The sequence below is a fragment of the Verrucomicrobiia bacterium genome (assembly GCA_036268055.1).
Taxonomy (GTDB): Bacteria; Verrucomicrobiota; Verrucomicrobiia; order Limisphaerales; family Pedosphaeraceae; genus DATAUW01.
Genome location: DATAUW010000017.1, coordinates 468180 through 487488 on the forward strand (window position 1 = coordinate 468180; position 19309 = coordinate 487488).

Annotated in this window: 13 protein-coding genes; 8 read left to right on the forward strand and 5 right to left on the reverse strand. The window is 56.1% G+C overall.

What is annotated here, in order from left to right:
• The first annotated feature begins 138 nt into the window (after positions 1-138).
• Positions 139-3249, forward strand: coding sequence for an immunoglobulin domain-containing protein (locus VH413_12025; GenBank protein ID HEX3799417.1), 3111 nt, complete (start codon positions 139-141; stop codon positions 3247-3249).
• 388 nt (positions 3250-3637) lie between these two features.
• Here VH413_12025 and VH413_12030 read toward each other — a convergent pair whose 3' ends face one another.
• A complete protein-coding gene (locus VH413_12030) occupies positions 3638-5689 on the reverse strand; it encodes a M13 family metallopeptidase (protein HEX3799418.1) in 2052 nt (683 codons plus the stop codon).
• A 374-nt stretch (positions 5690-6063) separates the two neighbouring features.
• Here VH413_12030 and VH413_12035 point away from each other — a divergent pair, with 374 nt between their 5' ends.
• The 6 genes from VH413_12035 (at position 6064) to VH413_12060 (ending at position 11621) form a co-directional block, all read left to right on the forward strand.
• Positions 6064-7161, forward strand: coding sequence for a 3-deoxy-7-phosphoheptulonate synthase (locus VH413_12035; protein HEX3799419.1), 1098 nt, complete (start codon positions 6064-6066; stop codon positions 7159-7161).
• Between the two features lie 45 nt (positions 7162-7206).
• The gene (gene recQ / locus VH413_12040; GenBank protein ID HEX3799420.1) at positions 7207-9072 is read left to right on the forward strand and encodes a DNA helicase RecQ; all 1866 of its coding nucleotides are present in this window, start codon (positions 7207-7209) and stop codon (positions 9070-9072) included.
• A gap of 102 nt (positions 9073-9174) precedes the next feature.
• Complete coding sequence (locus VH413_12045; protein HEX3799421.1) at positions 9175-9783, forward strand: hypothetical protein; 609 nt, start codon at positions 9175-9177, stop codon at positions 9781-9783.
• Positions 9784-9879: 96 nt separating this feature from the next.
• On the forward strand, positions 9880-10647 hold the full coding sequence (locus tag VH413_12050; GenBank protein ID HEX3799422.1) for a hypothetical protein: 768 nt from the start codon (positions 9880-9882) through the stop codon (positions 10645-10647).
• A 92-nt stretch (positions 10648-10739) separates the two neighbouring features.
• Positions 10740-11321 carry a GNAT family N-acetyltransferase gene (locus VH413_12055; GenBank protein HEX3799423.1) on the forward strand — a complete coding sequence of 194 codons (582 nt, stop codon included), beginning with the start codon at positions 10740-10742 and terminating at the stop codon, positions 11319-11321.
• Positions 11322-11351: 30 nt separating this feature from the next.
• The gene (locus VH413_12060) at positions 11352-11621 is read left to right on the forward strand and encodes a zinc ribbon domain-containing protein (protein ID HEX3799424.1); all 270 of its coding nucleotides are present in this window, start codon (positions 11352-11354) and stop codon (positions 11619-11621) included.
• Positions 11622-11959: 338 nt separating this feature from the next.
• Here the strand turns inward: VH413_12060 and VH413_12065 are convergent, their stop codons facing one another.
• Together VH413_12065 and aceB are read right to left on the reverse strand one after the other, a co-directional pair.
• On the reverse strand, positions 11960-12829 hold the full coding sequence (locus tag VH413_12065) for a sugar phosphate isomerase/epimerase (GenBank protein HEX3799425.1): 870 nt from the start codon (positions 12827-12829) through the stop codon (positions 11960-11962).
• A gap of 48 nt (positions 12830-12877) precedes the next feature.
• Positions 12878-14476: a malate synthase A gene (gene aceB, locus VH413_12070; protein ID HEX3799426.1), complete on the reverse strand. Its 1599-nt coding sequence runs from the start codon at positions 14474-14476 to the stop codon at positions 12878-12880.
• A gap of 181 nt (positions 14477-14657) precedes the next feature.
• Between aceB and VH413_12075 the strand changes: the two genes are divergently transcribed.
• On the forward strand, positions 14658-15854 hold the full coding sequence (locus VH413_12075; protein HEX3799427.1) for a hypothetical protein: 1197 nt from the start codon (positions 14658-14660) through the stop codon (positions 15852-15854).
• 11 nt (positions 15855-15865) lie between these two features.
• Here VH413_12075 and VH413_12080 read toward each other — a convergent pair whose 3' ends face one another.
• A complete protein-coding gene (locus VH413_12080) occupies positions 15866-17434 on the reverse strand; it encodes a hypothetical protein (protein HEX3799428.1) in 1569 nt (522 codons plus the stop codon).
• A 46-nt stretch (positions 17435-17480) separates the two neighbouring features.
• Positions 17481-19271, reverse strand: coding sequence for a carbamoyl-phosphate synthase large subunit (carB, locus tag VH413_12085; protein ID HEX3799429.1), 1791 nt, complete (start codon positions 19269-19271; stop codon positions 17481-17483).
• Positions 19272-19309: the final 38 nt, after the last annotated feature.

The window sequence follows — 19309 nt, forward strand, 5'->3', positions numbered from 1 at the left end:
AATGGTTTCCGCAAGGTGAACAGCACTTCTGCGCTTTAGTTACAGAATCGTAACCTGTCCGTCATGTCTTTGTATCCTGCCTTTTTAAAATGGAGCACGCAGATTAACCAACGCCGTTTCCATTATCGAAATTTGATCATGAAAAAATCATTCGCAGCCCTTTTCACCGTTTTGCTCGCCTTTGGCGCGCAGGCGCAAACCACCGCACCCAGCCTGCCGCCGGGAAAACTCGCCATCTTTAAGGCAGGCGACAATACCGGCATTTATAACATCAGCGTGGCAAAATCACAACCATGCTTCGTGCAGGTTTTTGACACGGATGCGACGAATCAAACCGCGCCGTTGCTGTCCGTGCCGTTGCCGACGAACGGGGCGAATGGAATTTTCATCAATGCGCACGCGGGTTCGGAAGGCGGCGGCATTTCGCGCTCGGAGAACCGCGAGTTTCTCGCGCTTGAAGGTTACACCGGCAACCTTCCCGCCCCAACGGCGGCCAAGCCTTCCGCCGATCCCACCGTCACGCGCGGTTTCGGAACGCTTGATGCCTTCGGCAATGAACAAGTGCTTTATTCCGATATCGCGAACTGGTTCGGCCTGCCACTCGGTGTGACGCAAAATAATCCGACGGGTATCGCCACGTCTGACGGCACTAATTTTTGGGGGACGGGCAATGTGGCCGGGACAAGTTCCGAAGCAACCGGCACATTGTTTTTCAACGGCTCGTTTCCCGATTACGGCGGGATGCCGGTTGAACTGCAAAATTTCATTCAAGCGGCAGCGCAAGCGCGCATCATTGGTGGCACGCTCTATATCGTCGTGCCGGGCGCCGGTGTGTATAATTTCCTCGACCCGTTCAACAACGATACGGTGGTTCCATTGCCGTTCGATCCCAATGTGCCGAATCCGGTTGAACACATCGTGCTCACGAACCTGTTCATCAACTGGGGCAGCACCTTCAAGAACATCGCCAACTTCGACATGAATCCGCAGGGAACAATCGCCTACGGCGCGGACCAGACGTTCGGCATCGTCAAATTCGTGAATACCAACGGTGTTTGGACACAGGCTCCGTATTATTTCAGTTCGACCAATATTGGCACGGTCAAACAAAAAGCCGCGAACCAGGGTTGCTTCGGCATCTGCGTGGATTTCAGCACCACGAACCCGGTCATCTACGCGACCACGATGGAAAACGGCACCACGCCCGCCGCCAACTCGCAAGGCAATGCCAACCAGAATCGCCTGATCCGCATCGTGGACATGGGCGTGAATCCCCTGACCAATCTGGTGGCAGATACGCTCGCGACGGCGACCACGACGAACGAAAATTTTCGCGGAATTGATTTCACACCTGACTTGCGTCCGTTGATCACTTCGGCGCCTTCGGGTTACTCGACAACCAACGGCGGCACGGCGAGTTTCGCGGTGGCGGACGATTCGGTATTTGCCGTGGGTTATCAGTGGTTGCAAAATGGCATGAATTTGCTCGGCCAGACGAACGCCACCCTCACGCTTAACAATCTCGACACCAGTTTCAACGACTTCACGTATCAATGCGTGGTGACCAATCAATATGGCAGTGTCACCAGCGCGCCGCCGGCAGTTTTGGTTGTCACGGAATTTCCGGTGGCGCCGGTCATCGGCAACACTCCGACCAGTGTGGCGGGATTCATCGGCAGTTCGACGACGTTTGGAACCATCGCGCCAACGGGCACGCAGCCGTTTTCGTTTCAATGGTATTTCGGCACGACGCCGCTGGTGGACGACGGTGTAAAATATAGCGGCTCGACGACGGGCTCGCTTTCGATCTCGAATCTCTCGACGATGGATATTGGCAATTATTATCTGGTCGCGACGAATGTTGCGGGTGTGGCGTCTAATCTCGTGGACATGTTGACCGTGCAATTCCACAAGGCGAGCATCACCGCCGGGCAGCCGGCATCGGTGACGACCTTTGTGGGTTTGACCACCTCCCTCACGGCGACGCAAGGCGGCGGTTCGGCGCCGTTGACGAACCAATGGTTCAAGGGCAGCACCGCTTTGACGGACGGCAATGAATTCATGGGCACGGCAACCGGCACGCTTACCATCAGCCCCGTGAGCACGAACGACGCCGGCTCCTACAAACTCGTCATCAGCAATGGCGGTGGCAGTGTGACCAGTTCGGTCGCAACGGTGACGGTGCTTATCCCGCCGCCGCTGTCGTCGGTCGCTTACAGCAACCAAGTCTATGTGCAGAACTTTGATTCGTTGCCCGATCCCGGAACCAATTCGGTGAACAGCTTTAACAATCCGCAGGACCCCGGCAGCATCAATGGCATTAGCTATTCATTGGCGAACCCGTTTGATTTCAGCTTCCCGGTCATCAACAGCAGTTTTGTTGGCGGCCTTGGTTTGTCGAACACGATGCCCGGCTGGTACGGCGCGGCGGATACGACGTTCCCCGGCGTGGATGGCATCACGCGTTTCGGTGCGCAGGACGGCGATCAAACGACGGGTGGCGTGCTTGACTTCGGCCCGAACGACGGCCCCGATATCACGGGCACGAATCGCGCACTGGGTTTGCTCTCGACCGGGACGACCGGCGCGACGACTTATGCGCTCAAGTTGATCAATACTTCCGGCAAGACGCTTAATTATATCAACCTGAGTTTCCTCGGTGAACTCTGGCACAACGGCACGGGACATCGCCTAATGTCATTCGGTTACACGATAGATAATACAGCAACGAACTTTGTGCTTACTGCGCAGTCCATCTCCAATTCCACGCTGGTGCCGGGATTGTCATTCAGTTTCCAGACCAACATCGTGGTTGTGGCGACGGATGGAACGCAGGCTGCAAATCAAATCGCCATTGCGACGAATAATCTCGCGCTCGCAACTGCCTGGCAGCCGAACGCGGCGTTGTGGCTGATCTGGGGACTTGATTTCTACGGCAGCGGCAGCGGCAATGGTTACGCGATTGATAACCTGAGCTTTTCGGCCAGCGCCACAGCGGGTGTGGTGATCTCCAAACCCTCGCTCGGCAATGTAGCGTTTTCGGCGGCGACGGGTTTGAGCTTCAGCTTTACCAACGCGCCGGGACTCGGCTTCACGGTGTATGGGACGACGAGTCTGGCGGCGCCGATCGTGTGGACGCCGCTGGGCCCGCCGACGGAAGCCGCGTCGGGAAGTTTCAGCACTTATAGATTCACGGACGCGAGCGCGACCAACGGCGTGAAACGCTTCTACAAAGTCACCAGCCCTTAGCCGATGACAGCATAGAGTAACGGCATAGCGCAACGACCGGGCGGACGAAAGTTCGCCCGGTTTTTTATTGCTGGCTGTAGCGGAAGTCTATGACCGCTGAAGGCCGGATTGGAATCACGGCAAATATATTTCAACGCTGTCTTACGTTTTTGTGCGGGTCGCGGGTCTATGACTCGCAGCAATTCACGATTAAGATTGCCGCTCTAGGCTGAGCCGGGAATGGCTTGACCGGATGAACCTTGCTGCGGGTCATAGACCCGCGGTCCGTTAAAATGAAGGGAGGGGAGGGTACTCGTGAGCCGTGGCCTTATGGTGTGTACAAAACCCAAATAAATATGGGGCTCGCGAGCACGCTCTCCCTCCCGGTGAGTGGGGCGTGTAAAATTTATTACCAGATTATGGCGCGTTTTTCGGGGGCGCGCCATAGGGGTGCGCCTTCTTTGATATTGAAAGCATCGAAGAACGATTCGACGTTCACACAGGGGCCGATGGCGCGGAATTGGCCGGGCGAATGCGGGTCAACGGTAATGGCCTGACGCAGGGCGGCTTCGCGCCAATTTACACGCCAGATTTGCGCGAAAGAGATGAAAAAGCGTTGTTCGGGTGTGAGGCCGTCAATTTTTTTACGCTTGGATGGGTCGCGCGCGAGGTCGCGCTGCAAAGCTTCATAGGCGATGGTCACGCCGCCGAGGTCGGCGATATTTTCCCCAAGAGTCAATTTGCCTTTGACGAACAGGCCGGGCAAGGCTTCGTAACCGCTATATTGGTCCACGAGTTTTTGCGCGCGTTCCTCAAACGCCTTGGCGTCGGCTTCGGTCCACCAATCGGTGAGATTGCCGTTTTCGTCGAACTTGCGGCCTTCGTCGTCGTAGCTATGGGTCATCTCGTGACCGATGACCGCACCGATGGCACCATAATTCACCGCGTCGTCCATTTCGACGTCAAAGAAAGGCGGTTGCAAAATGCCGGCGGGAAAAACGATTTCGTTTCGCGGCGGGTTGAAGTAGGCGTTGACGGTCTGGGGAGTCATGTCCCACTCGGTCTTGTCCACGGGTTTGCCGACGCGGGCGAGTTCGCGTTTGGACTCGAAAAGATCGGAGCGCTGGACGTTTCCGAGATAATCGTCGCGGCGAATATCAATGGAGGAATAGTCGCGGAATTTGACCGGGTGGCCGATTTTTTTGGTGAGGGCGGCAAATTTAAGCAGGGCCTTTTTCTTCGTGGGCTCGGTCATCCAGGGAAGTTTTTCGAGGCGATCGTGGAGGACGGATTTCAAGTCCTCGATGAGCACGTCCATGCGCGCGCCGGCTTCGGGGGGATAATATTTATCCACGAACAATTCGCCGGAGGCTTCGCCGATGCAGCGGTCAATCCGGCGGGAGGAAAGTTCCCAACGCGGTTCCTGGGCCGGCTGGCCGCTGAGAACCGTGCCATAGAAGTGGAAACTTTCGGTTTCGAAGGGCTCGCTGAGATAATTCGCCGCGCTGTGGAGGACGTGCCAATGAAGATAAACTTTCCAGTCGTCGAGTGGGCGGGATTTTACGAGTTGATCCAAGGCGGTGAAAAATTCCGGCTGGCCGATGATGAGGTCGGAAATATTGGTGACTCCCAAAGCGGCAATGAACTTATCCAGATGCAGGTCGGGATAATTCGTCATCATTTCCGCGACGGTGAACTTATGATAATTCGCGACGGGGTCGCGCCGATCCGTGCGGGACTTGCTGGCCCGGGCGAGTTCGGTTTCGAGCGCCAGAATGCCGAGCGCGTGGCGCATGGAAGAATTCACGTCCTGGCCGGCAAGATTCAACATCGTCGCAATGTGGACGAGATAAGCATTGCGCTGGGTCTTGAAAGCATCGGTCAAATAATAATCGCGGTCGGGCAATGCAAGGCCGCCCTGGCTGAGATGAAGCGCGTAGATCTCGCTGTTTTTTTCATCGGCCTCCGCGCCGGCGTCGAACATGGCGCCGACGCCGCGGGATTGGAGTTCGGCGAGGAATTGCATGAGTTCCTCGGTGGATTTAAGGGCATCAATGCGGGCAAAGTCGGCTTCGAGAGGTTTTGCGCCCAATTCGTTGATGCGATTGGTATCCATGGCGGAGGCATAGAAATCACCGACTTCGCGAATGGGGGTGTGCGGCGCCGCGGTCGTATCGGCAGCGGCTTTCTCCATGATGTCGCGGAGGAGATGCATGTTGCGCAGGTGCAACTGATCGAAGCTGGCCCAGCGGGATTTATCCGCGGGGACGGGGTTGTCCTTGAGCCAGGTGCCGGCGGCGTAATGAAAGAAATCCGCGCCGGGATCAACCGATTGGTCCATGTATTGGATGGAAAACCGGGGAATTTTCGGCGGCGGTTCGGCGGCGAAAGATAAATAGTTGGTGAGAAGTATCGCGCCAGTGGCGAGGGCGAATCCGAGCAAGGGATAGGATCTTTTCATGTCATTCAATATGCTTCCATCTAATAATGAAATAAAATTGTCCGGTTTACCAGCAACAATTCCGCGGAGGGGAGGTTTTGCAAGTTGGCGCTCACTGTACTTCGGGAAAGGAGTTTAACGCAGAGGCGCAGAGACGCAGAGGCGCAAAGCGGGGAAGAAAAAATTGGTTAAAAATAAAATACGGATTTGAATGCAAAAAAATTCTTTCTCGTCGGCGTTTGATCCGTGTTTGATCTGTGGCTTTGATTTTTTGTTTTTCTCTGCGCCTCTGCGTCAAAATAGATTTGGAACGACGATATGGTTGTTCCGAATGCGCTGGTTTGGTCAAACGATTAGGACTTTCCTCACGAAGCGGGGGTGATATAATGGGCGCGATGTTTCAGACACAAGATTTGCACGTTAAAGAATTGGTGCGGCTTTCGACGCCACGGGCGTTGAAGACGGAATTTCCGACGACCGAAGCCGCGAACGAAACGGTGGCGCGCAGCCGCCAGGCAATCGCGGGGATTTTGCAGCAGCGCGACCCGCGCCTGCTGGTGATCGTCGGGCCTTGCTCGATTCATGACGTGGATGGCGCGCTGGAATACGCAGGCCGCCTGAATAAGTTGCGCCGCGAATTTGCCGATGAAATGGAAATCGTGATGCGCGTTTATTTTGAGAAGCCGCGCACGACGATTGGCTGGAAGGGTTTGATCAACGACCCGTTTCTCGATGGCACACACGACATCGAAACCGGACTCAAGAAGGCGCGGAAATTACTTTTGGACATCAACAGCATGGGGTTGCCGGCGGCAACGGAATTTCTGGACCCGATCATTCCGCAATACATCGCAGACCTCATCAGTTGGGCGGCGGTGGGCGCGCGCACGACGGAATCGCAGACGCACCGGGAAATGGCGAGCGGACTTTCCATGCCGGTCGGTTTCAAGAACGGCACGGACGGCAGCTTGCAGGTGGCGATTGACGCGATGGGCGCGGCGATGCGTCCGCACAGTTTTCTCGGCATTGACCAGGACGGCATCACGAGCATTGTTCGCACGACGGGCAACACGGACGGCCACGTGGTGCTGCGCGGCGGCCGCGCGCGGACGAATTACGACGCGGAAAGCATTCGGGACGCGGCGGCAAAATTGGCGGGCGCGAAATTGCGTCCCGGGCTAATGGTGGATTGCAGCCATGCGAATTCGGAAAAACAACATGCGCGGCAGGAAGACGTGTGGCGCAGTGTGATCGAGCAGCGCGCGGCGGGGACGAAGGCTTTGACCGGAGTGATGGTGGAAAGCTATTTGCACGAGGGCAACCAGCCGTTTCCGCAGGAGCCGTCGAAGTTGAAGTATGGCGTTTCGATCACGGACGCGTGTTTGGGATGGGATGTTACGGAGCGGATGATTCGGTGGGGGCATAAGGAACTGGGGAAGTGCGGAGTGCGGAGTTTAGCCAGTGCGGAATGCGGAGTGCGGAGTGCGGAATAGCAGAGGCGTTGGCATGGTGGTGGCGATTGTGGTTAAAGTTTTGCGGTGATTACTAATAAGAATGCTTCGCCGACGACGGCGCTGTTGCCGGCGTTGAAGCAGTACTTTGGGTTCACTTCATTTCGACCGTTGCAGGAGGAAATCATCCGGGATGCGCTCGCGGGGCGCGATGTGTTTGCGTTGCTGCCAACGGGTGGGGGAAAATCACTTTGTTTTCAACTGCCTGCGCTGGTTCGCACAGGGTTGACGGTGGTGGTATCGCCGTTGATCGCGCTGATGAAAGATCAGGTGGATGCCTTGCGCGCGAGCGGCGTGGCGGCGACATTTTTGAATTCCTCGATTGAAGCCGATGAATCGCGCGCGCGTTTGCGCGGCTTGCACAATGGCGAATACCAGTTGCTCTACGTTGCGCCGGAACGCCTGATGCTCTCGGGTTTTCTCAGCGACTTGCAGCGTTGGAACGTGAATCTCTTCGCGGTGGACGAGGCGCATTGCATCAGCGAATGGGGGCACGATTTCCGGCCGGAGTATCGGCAGATCGCGGAGTTGCGCGAACATTTTCCCGAGGTGCCGGTCATGGCCTTGACCGCGACGGCGACCGAGCGGGTGCGTGAAGACATCGTCAAGCATTTGGGGTTGCGCGAACCGGCGCGATATGTGGCGAGCTTCAATCGGCCGAACCTGACTTACCGCGTGGTGGCGAAGTCATCGGCCTACGCGCAGACGTTGGAGTTCATTCGCGGGCGTTCGCGCGACAGCGGAATTGTTTATTGCCAGAGCCGCAAATCGGCGGAGTCGGTCGCGGAGAAGTTGAACGAGAACGGCGTGAAGGCGCGGGCGTATCACGCGGGCTTGACCGGCGACGAGCGTGCTAAAAACCAGGAATTATTTTTGCGCGATGAAGTGCGGGTGATTTGCGCGACGATCGCGTTCGGCATGGGCATCAACAAACCGAACGTGCGGTTCATCGTGCATTATGATTTGCCGAAGAACATCGAGGGTTACTATCAGGAGACGGGTCGCGCGGGGCGGGACGGTTTGCCGGGCGAATGCGTGCTGCTGTTCAGCGCGGGCGACGTGGTGAAGCAACAGCAATTCATCAACGAAAAGCCGAGCGAACAGGAACAGAAAATCGCGCGTGATCAACTACAACAGATGGTGCATTACGCGGAGTCGTCCGCGTGCCGGCGCCGAGAGTTGTTGAATTATTTTGCGGAGGAATTTCCAGCGGAAAGTTGCGGGGGGTGCGATAATTGCCTTTCACCGCGCGCGACCTTTGACGGCACGCTGGCCGCGCAGAAATTACTTTCGTGTGTGTATCGCATCCGGGAGAAAAGTGGTTTTGGCGTCGGACTCAATCATGTGATTGAAGTGTTGACCGGCGCGGACACGGAAAAAATCCGGCGGTGGGGCCACGGGCAACTTTCGACTTACGGCATCGGCAAGGAACACGGACGGCCGGAGTGGGCATCCATCGGGCGCGAACTGGTGCGAATGGGTTTGCTGCGGCAGACGTCGGAGAAATTCAGCACGCTCGAATTGACGGCGGAAGGGCGTGCGACTTTGACGCAGCGGCGCAAAGTGACGTTGACGAAACCGGTCGCCGTGCCGGTGAGCAAGAGCCGCAGTGCGGGAGAAATCAGTTGCGACGAGCTTTTGTTCGAGAAGCTTCGGCAATTACGCAAGCGGCTGGCGGATGAACGCGACGTGCCGGCGTATATCGTTTTTTCGGACGTGGCGCTGCGGCAGATGGCGCGGGAATATCCGGAGAGCGAACGGGACTTTGCGCGCATCAGCGGCGTGGGGGAAAAGAAGCTGAAGGAGTTTGGGGAATTATTTTTGGGCGAGATAGGGGATCATTTGCGGGCGAACGCGCGGCAGATTTTTGCGGAGGGGTCGTTTGGGAGGTGAAAGGCCAATTAACCGCGGAGACGCGGAGGCGCGGAGGTTGTAAAGAGAAATGAGAGAGGGATTTCAATTTTTCTTGGGAGGAATTGGAGTTAGGGTTGGTGCATGAGATCGTGGAGAAATGGGTTGGGACTGCCGGTGCTGGTTTGTGCGGGGTTGGGAATTGCGGGAGGGTATTGGCTGCATCGCGAGTTCAAATTGCCGGTGGTGCCGGCGTCCGATTTGCCGGTGGCGCGGTTTGGTGAGGGACTGGCCGTGGTGGCGTCTCCTGAACCTAAGGGTCCTGATCCGCGAGCGGAGATGGAATTGGCGGCGGTCATGGGACAGCAAAACCGGGTGGAAGATGCCAAGGAACATTATCACGAAGCGGTGCGGATTTACCGCGAGGAGTTGAAGCAAAAACCGAATTCGCCGGAGGTCATGAATGATTTGGCTTGGTTGCTGGCGTCCAACCCTTACCCGGAGATCCGCGACGGCAAAGAGGCGGTGGAATTGGCCAAGCAGGCGTGTGAATTTTCAGATTGGCGGTCGGCGGTTGCCGTGGGAACGCTGGCGGCGGCGTACGCGGAGGCGGGGCAATTCGACGATGCCGTAAAAACCGCGGACCGGGCGCGGACGATTGCGCTGGCGACCCAAGTGCCGGACGTGGCGGCGCGCAATGAAAAGTTGAAAAAACTTTACGAGGCCAGGCAGCCGTATCACGAGGCTTACTGACGGATGATCGGAAAAAGCCGGCGGCGAAGAAAAAAAATCGCGTTTTGATTTCTTTTCCGTTGATAAAGAAAAAGGGAGGCGTAGATTGAAATTATTATGGCTACGCAAGACCATAACCTGATGGCGAGTATGCTGGTGTTGATGCTCTCCTTTGTGGTGGTGATGGGTATTTTCCTCGTTTACCTGGTGCTGCGCTGGCGGCATGTGCGCCTGACCACGCCCGCTGAATCCCGGTCGTTCGAGGAACTTGCAACGGCGCTGGCGATCAAGGGGCCGCGGCTCGGCTTGAAGCGTCCCAACTGCTGGCTGGCGATCCAAAATAGCGATCTGCTGGCGGTGCAATCGGCGCTGGCCTTGCACAATCCCAAACCGTGCTCGTGGAGTGAAGGGCTTTCGGGCGAAGGCGAATCGAAGTTGTTCGTGTCGCCGCCGGTATCGGGGTGGGTGCTGGTGATGGGACCGGCGTTGCCCGATCCGGGTGAAGATGTGGATGTGTGTTTCCGATTTTTGCTGGAACTGAGCCGCAAGGTTGGGCAGGTGCAATTTTTCAATGAGAACGGGATGTTGAACGAGCACGCGTGGGTGCGGGCGGAGTCAGGCCGCATTTTGCGCGGGTATGCCTGGGCGGGAAAGACGCTTTGGAACCAGGGCAGCGTCACGGCGGCGGAAGTCGAGTTGGGGATGAAATGCTATGATTATGCCGAACCGGAGCCGAAGGCGTTTGGCTTGGGCGAGCCCGGGGTGAACAACGCGGATAAGGTGCATCTGCTGGCTTCGCGGTGGAGCGTGGACCCTGATACGATTGATGAACGGTTGATCGAGCAGGAATTGGGAATTGTGGGGCAGCCTTCGCGGTGGTTTTGAGTGAGCCGCGTGCGGGATTTATCAAATCCAACTTGCCTTTGGCAAGAGTTGGGCAGAGAGTCGGGCAACCTCGAACCAGGAGTTGATTGTTTATGTCAATTGAACTCGCGCTTCAAAAATTTCCAAAAGACATCAAATTAAAAGAAGGCTTCAAGTGCCGTTCGCGTCCGTTGCGGCGAGACGACGAGAAGGCGTTTCACGAATTTTTTCTCGGTGTGCCGGTGACCGAAAGGATGTTTATCAAGCATCGCGTGACGGAGCCGGAGACGATTCGGAATTGGTGCCAGACGATTGACTTGGGGCGGGTGCTGCCGTTGCTGGCGGTTTTGGACGGAAAAATCATCGGGAGCGCGACGCTGCATCAGCAACTGGGCGGGTGGAAACGGCACATCGGGCGTCTGAGCGTGCTGGTGCATCCGCAATTCCGCGGGCGCGGGCTGGCGCGGGCATTGGTGTCGGAGATACTTTCGATCGCGAGAAATTCGGGGTTGGAAAAGGCGGAGGCGGAGTTCATCGGCGAGCAGGAGGCGGCGATGAAGGTTTTTGCGTTGCTGGGATTTCGCGAGTTGATGCGGCTGGAGGATTACGTGAAGGACATGCAGGCGGTCACGCATGACTATGTGCTGATGGGCCTGGAGTTGAAAACGGATGAAGAATATGCGGCGGCAAATTAACGAAGCGCACGGCGGGATTTTTTCATTCGCATGACGCCGGTGATTTGTCCGGTTTGCGGGGCCGATGTGCCGCGCGGCGCGAAGGTATGCCCGGGGTGTGGTTCGGATGAGGAGACGGGCTGGTCGGAAGAGGCGGCGGCGAGTGGGCTGGATTTGCCGGACGAGGAATTCGATTACGAGGATTTCACTAAGCGCGAGTTTGGCGGCATAAAGCCAAAACCACGAGGGATTTCGTGGCTTTGGTGGGCGGTGGCGGTGGTGATTTTGGCGCTGGCGTTTTTGGGATGGGTGATCAGGTAAGAAATATTTCGTTGGCAGGCAAGTGTGTGAGTTTTGGTTCCAAGTGAGAAGTTCTTTCGTCCCTGACCGGGACTTATCCTGGAAACGGATTTCAACCCAGCAATAAATTGCTGGGCTAAGATCGGTCGTCCCTGCGGGACTGCGGCGGCAAGGCAGTCTGAACGAAAATGAAACCGTTGAAACGGTTGAAGACCTCGCGGCAAAAAAATTCCCCGCGTTAAAACGCGGGGTTAATGAGAAGTTTTCGGTTATTAGTCTTGTCTTGATAGACGCCGAAAAGAAAAGGGGCCTTCCAATTCTACAGTTGTGCGTTATTCGACGCGAGGCGCTCTTATTTTTTACCAACCCTTGGCGGTTCCGTAGCCGCGGACGAAGCCGATGCATTGGGCGACTTCGGGGAGGGAATGGTCCCAGTCATATTCGTATTCGATGGAGATGTTGCCGGTGAAGCCTTGCGCTCTCAGTTCTTCGAGGATTGCGGGGACGTCGGAAACGCCGGTGCCATAGGGAAGATCGTGAGCGCCGGGGCCCATTTGATTGAGGTCTTTGAGGTGGCTGCTGATGATGTGGCCTTTGAGGATGCGCAGACAATCCACCGGGTTCAAATTCGAGCGCACCCAATGGCCGGTGTCCGCACACGCGCCGATGCGGGAATCGCGGCCCTGGACGACGGACAGGATGTAGTTCGGGTCCCACATGCGGTAGTTGGGGTCGTTGTTGCGCTTGGGATGGTCATGGAAGCCGACCATGATGTCGTATTCCTTTACGAGTGGTTCAAAGGTATCAATGGCGTCCACGGATTCGGTGGTGACGGCGCGAAGGCCCATCGTCTTGGCGAATTCAAAAATCTTGCGCGCGCCGGCAGGGTCTTTGGGAATGCCCACGACGCCATAATTCACCGCTTTGACGTGATATTTCGCGAGTTGGTCTTTGACTTTCTGGATGGTGTCGGGCGAGGCATTGTGGTCCCATTTCACGTTAGGCTCGGCGGGGCTGAGGCTTTGGCCGGGATAAAATTCTATGACTTTGCCACCGGCGGCAGCGGTTTTTTCGATGGCTTCAAAAACGGTGAAGCGGTTGAAAGTGTAGGCCTGGCAGCCGATGAAGAAACCGCCGGATTTGCAATCGTCCGGGATTTTATTTTCGGCGTGGAGGGTGAAGGCGAGGGCCATGATAGAACAGAGGGCGAACAATGGTTTCAGGGTCATGTTGGTTTGGTATTTTAGTCTGAGTTTTTTTGACGCAAGAGAAGATAGTTAATTCAACTGCTCGTAAGCTTTCAGAGTCAAAAATTCCTCGAGGGTTTCGCTGGCGATAAGGTCGTCGAAAAGTTTGGTGGCGGCGGGGAAGTGGCCGTTTTTATAACGGGATTCGCCGCGCTCGGTTTGGATGCGCGCGAGTTCTTCCTGGATGAATTGGCGCACGAGCGGGAGCGTGACTTTGCGGCCGTCGTCGAGGATGCCTTTGGGATTATGAATCCATTGCCAGACCTGGGTGCGGGAAATCTCGGCGGTGGCGGCGTCTTCCATCAAATTATAGAGCGGCACGCAACCGAGGCCGCCGAGCCACGCTTCGATGTATTGGATGCCGACGCGGATATTGGCGCGGACGCCTTCCTCGGTGATCGGGCCTTTGGGGACTTCGATGAGTTGCGCGGGCGTCGCGGAAACGTCGGGGCGCTGGCGATCCATTTGGTTGGGCTTGTCGCCGAGGACGCGGTCGAATTCTTCTTTGGCAATCGCCACCAAGCCGGGATGGGCGACCCAGGTGCCATCGTGGCCGTCGGTGGCTTCGCGGCGTTTATCTTCGCGAACTTTGGCCAGGGCTTTTTCGTTGGCGGCGGGGTCGTTCTTGATGGGGATCAGCGCGGACATGCCGCCCATGGCGAAGGCGCCGCGTTTGTGGCAGGCCTGAATGCACGCGAGCGCGTAGGCGCGCATGAAGGGCGTGGTCATGGTGACCTGGGCGCGGTCCGGCACAATGAAATCGGTGTTGCGCGCGAATTTTTTGATGTAGCTGAAAATATAATCCCAGCGACCGCAGTTGAGGCCGGCGCTGTGATGGCGGAGTTCGTAAAGAATTTCCTCCATCTGGAAGGTAGCGAGAATCGTCTCGATGAGCACGGTGGCCTTGACGGTTCCCTGCGGCACGCCGAGCAGATTTTGCGCGAGGACGAAGACGTCGTTCCAAAGGCGCGCTTCGAGATACGATTCCATTTTCGGCAAATAAAAATAAATACCGGAGCCGTGCTCGTGGCGGTATTTGGCGTTGTGAAAAAAGTAGAGCGCGAAATCGAACAGGCTCGCGGATGCCGGATGACCGTCCACGCGAAGGTGTTTTTCGTTGAGATGCCAGCCGCGCGGGCGGACGAGGATGGTGGCGACTTTTTCGTTGAGCTTGTAGCTTTTGCCTTCGGGATTTTGATACGTGATCGTGCCACGGATGGCGTCGCGCATATTGATCTGGCCATCGAGCGTGCCCGGCCAGGTGGGCGCGTGGGAATCCTCGAAGTCGGCCATGTAACAGTTCGCGCCGGAGTTGAGGGCGTTGATGACCATCTTGCGGTCAACGGGGCCGGTGATTTCAACGCGGCGATTTTGCAGATCGGCGGGGACGGCATCCACGCGCCAATCGCCTTCGCGAACGGATTTGGTCTCGGCGGGAAAATCGGGAAACTGGCCGGCATCGAGAGATTTTTGGCGGAGCTTGCGTTCCTCAAGGAGTTCGAGGCGGCGCGGGTTAAAGGCGCGCTGGAGTTCGCAGAAAAAATGAAGCGCGCCGGGCGTGAGGATTTCGGCGTGGGCGCCTTCGGCGGGCGTGAGGACTTCGAGGCCGTGGGGCAGTTTGGTTTGCATCGGGAAAAATTTACGATTTAGGATTTACGAGTTACGCGCTAAATGATGGATTGTTTGTGGGATATTAATGGGAAAACGCGGTGGGAGGCAAAAGGAATAAATTCGGCCACAGATTGAACACGGACGAAACACGGATTTTTTAGAATTGACGCGTCATTGGCCGCTTGTTTGATAGTCGGCAATGACGAGTGATAAGGATGAGCGGACGACTCAATTAAAGACGCATCGGGTGGGACTTCTGCTGGCGTTGCTTTTCCTGTCGTTGCCTGGGCTGACATCCGCCCAGAATGCTGAACCCAATGTAACGCGAGCCGAGGCGTCGCCTGAGACAAAAACTTCATCCCTGCCGACAATTCGAATGGTGTTCTTCACGCCGGCGGATATTTTCGTGCCGCCGAATGTTCAAGAGAGGTTGACCAGGATCGCAAAAGTTACCGAGACGTTTTTTTCCCGAGGGATGGAGCAATGGGGTTATCCGGCGGCGGTGACAAATATATTTCAACGCACGACCAACGGAATGGTCGAGGTCTTGAATGTGAAGGGAGAGCAGCCGGTGGCGAGCGGAAAATATTCCAAACCGAATTTTGCGCGGGAAGTCATTGCGTCGGCGGCCCGCCAATATGGCATCGCGGAGAAAGGGCAGGTATGGTGGATTTTTGTGTGCTTGGGAGATCCGCCGGCGAACTTTGGAGACTTTCGCGGAATAGGCAATCCTCGCGATGGCGGTTGGGCGATGGTCAATTACAACACCCGACCGGGCGAGGTTCGGGCGGACCTGGGATTGGCAGAGGGTTTCAATGGTAAAATTTTTATGAAGGGAGCTATCCACGAATTGGGCCACGCGCTGGGATTGCCTCACACCGGGCCGGATATTTCATTGGGCCGCGGAAATTCGTTGATGGGGCCGACGACCGCGCTTTACGCCGCCAGGAAATATCCCACGCCGGAAAAGATTTATCTGTCGGAGTCATCGGCGGCGATGCTGTGGAGGCATCCGATTTTTTCTGGAAATTCAATGGGCGATGCGAAATTGCCGAAAATCAAATTGGTTGATTACAAGGCGTCGTTTAACCAGGCAGAGGACATGGTGACGATTTCCGGCAAGTTGGTTTCCGATCAAAAGGCGCATAGTATCGTCGTGATTGATGACCAGGGAAAAGAATATTGGAACCGAAGTTACGTTGCTCGAATTGGCGAAGATGGGAGGTTCCAAATCCGGATCAACCAACCGGCTAAGGCCGACGGTTACCATCAGATCGTGTTTTGTTTTGACAACGGGATCGTGACGGGCGACGGGAACCATTTGGTCTTTCAAAGCCACTGGGAAATCAGGAAAGCCTACACCTGGCGGAACGACGCGTTTCAGTTTGATAATTAAACGAGGGGAATTTATTGCGGGACGGTGCGGAAATATCTTTGGGGGGTGTTGGTGTAGATGAAATCCTGATAGGTGAAAGTGCCGCCCTGATTGGTGATGGTGGCGATGGTCAGCCAATCGGAAAGATTGGTGGAGGTTTGCAGATTGAAAAGACCATTGGACGTTACGGGCGAATTCCAAGTAAAGCTGGCGACCGGCTGTAGGAATGACGACGGCCCGAATAAGAGAAAATGAAATTCAGAGGTGTTGGTCAGACTGGAATTGATCGGATAGACAACGGGTGCGTTAGTGGTTCCATCGAATGATGCCCATAACGGCAGAAAGGTCGTGGCATTTGCGGGGGAATAGTTGGGATCGTTATAGATGAGGCTGGGGCCGAGTTTGTTAAAATTGATGGTGATCGGCGGTTGGATGACGCCGGGGCCGTCCTGCAAGGGAGCGCCATTGTTTATCCAGTTAGAAGTGCCGGTGCGGGAGACATTGTTGTTTCCAATGTATTTTGCGGTGAAGAGAATGTCCGGCTGGGTCAGGGTGCGCTCGACGGTTTGATATTGGATCACGCCGTTCGTGATGTAGGCATCAATGTATATATTAGTAAAGGGCGGAAAGATGCTGGAGATGATTGAATCGAAATTTACGCGCTGGAAGGTGATCTTATTGACGCCAGGGCGAAGCGCCGTCCTCACGAAATTTGTGCCAAGGCCGTGAACATCGGGCAAGAGGCTTTCGAGCGCGAGGTTGTTTGTGCTGAGCAGATAGGCGAGGCCGCCGGCGTCGTCGGCGGTGAGGCTAGAAAAGTATGTTCCGGTGGAAAGGCCATCGCCATAAATAGCAGAACCACTTTCGTAATCTGCGACAGAAGAATTTGCGCTTTCGGCATCGGTAAGTGAAGTTGCGATCGCATCACCGACGGGCAGGAAGAATCCTAAATCACTATTGAGGTCTATAAACCCGTTTGACGCGCCTTCGTCATAGAAAATCACGTTGTTACCGTTATGAAATGCCACTTGAGGAGCGAAGATATCGGTATTGACAATTATTGAAGCATACAGCGCCTGGGGATCATAGTTCCGGTTTTCCAGCGAATAGGTAAAATCCAGATTGGTCGGATTATACGAAAAATTCCGCAGGGTATTAACAGAAGCAGATGGCTGGGCCAATCCCATTTGTTCCACCAGCATGACAAGGGCTTGCGATTTTAAATCCACAAGATTTCCACTCTGAGCAACGAAATTCACCCGGCTGGATTTCAATGGATACGTTGAAAGATCAACGTGCGAGGCGGGCGGGAAATCGTTGAGGACTTGGATGGCGCTTTCGACAGCGGCGACGCCGTTGGTGCCGAAGTAATCGAGGAAGGATTGGTCGAAGGCGTAGGTAATAAGGGGGACGTTCCAGCGATAGCCCTGGCCGATAAGCATTGGGCCGCCGATGGCGGTCGGAAGCTGATATGCGAGGGGCGTAGTCATCCACGGCGCGAAGGGGCCGAGGAGGGCGAAGGCAAAGGCGGATTGCCCAGCGAACAGGGCAAGCGTGACGGTGAAAAATTGGCCGAGGCGGCGCATGGAGTTAATGATCATTCCTTAATTGAATGAAAAATTTAATACCATGCCGACGGGCCGAACCTCAATGATATTCCTGCACGGTGCGGACGGCGTAGCCGGATTTTTTGAGGGCGGCGATGCCGAGCGCGGCGGCTTTGGCACCGCTTAAGGTGGTCATGATGGGCGTGTTGGTATAGACGGCGGTGGTGCGGATTTTTACTTCGTCGGCGCGCGGGGTTTGGCCGGCGGGGGTGTTGATGACGAGTTGGATTTCGCGGTTTTTCAAGAGGTCGAGGGCGTTGGGGCGGCCTTCGGTGAGTTTGTAGATGCGCTGGACTTTGAGGCCGGCTTTTTCAAGCACGGCGGCGGTTCCACTGGTGGAAATAATTTCAAAGCCAAGGTCGGCGAATTGGCGGGCGACTTCGGCGACTTCGGATTTATGGGCGTCGCTCACGCTGATGAAGACGCGACCGCTGACGGGAAGGGGGGAATTCGCGGCCATCTGAGATTTGGCGTAGGCGATGCCGAGGTCGGCGTCGAGACCCATGACTTCGCCGGTGGAACGCATTTCGGGCGAGAGCAAAATGTCCTGGCCATGAAAACGGTTGAAGGGGAAAACGGATTCCTTTACGGCCCAATACTTTGTCCAGATTTCCCGGGTGAAATTAAGCTCGGTCAATTTTTTGCCGGCCATGACTTTGGCGGCGAGCTTGGCGAGGGGGACGCCGATGGATTTGCTGACGAACGGCACGGTGCGGGACGCGCGCGGGTTGACTTCGAGGACGTAAACGGTTTCGCCTTTCACGGCGTATTGGACGTTCATCAGGCCTATGACGCGCAACTCGCGCGCCATTGCGCGCGTATATTGGCGGATCGTCTCAATGACTTTCTGCGAGAGGGTGTGGGGGGGGAGAACCATCGCGGCATCGCCGGAATGGACGCCGGCGAATTCGATGTGTTCGAGCATGCCGCCGATGACGATGGTGCCTTGCGCGGGATCGGTGAAGTGGCCGACGTCGGCGATGCAATCCACATCCACTTCGGTGGCGTCTTCGAGAAATTTATCCACGAGCACGGGGCGTTCGGGCGAGGCTTCGACGGCGAAGCGCATGTAGTGGGTCAACTCGGAATCGGAATAGACGATTTGCATCGCGCGACCGCCAAGGACGAAGCTGGGGCGCACGAGGACGGGATAACTTAATTGGCGCGCGGCGGCGAGGGCTTCGGCTTCATTGGTGGCAAGGCCGTTGGGCGGTTGAGGGATGTCGAGCTTGCGCAACATCGCGGCAAAGAGTTTGCGATCCTCGGCGATCTCGATGCTTTGGGGCGAGGTGCCGATGATGTTGACGCCGTTTTTTTGCAGGCCGAGCGCGAGGTTGAGCGGGGTCTGGCCGCCGAATTGCGCGATGGCGCCCCAGCATTTTTCGCGTTCGTAAATGTGAAGGACGTCTTCGAGCGTGAGCGGCTCGAAGAAAAGTTTGTCGCTGGTGTCGTAATCGGTGGAGACGGTCTCGGGATTAGAATTGACCATCAAAGTTTCAAAGCCGTCTTCCTTGAGCGCGAAGGCGGCATGCACGCAGCAGTAATCGAATTCGATGCCTTGGCCGATGCGGTTGGGGCCGCCGCCGAGGATCATGACTTTGCGGGTGTCGGTGGCTTTGATTTCGTCGTCGCCGCAATCGTAGGTGGAATAATAATAGGGCGTGTAAGCCTCGAACTCGGCGGCGCAGGTGTCCACGAGGCGGTAGCTGGGGATGAGGCCAAGTTTTTTGCGTTCAGCGCGGACGGCGTCCTCGGTCTGGCCGGTGAGATGGGCGATCTGGCGGTCGGAGAAACCGAGGGACTTGGCTTTGGCTAAAATATCGCGATTCATTTTGGTGTTAAATCAAACCGGGGAAGTAAGCATGAAGG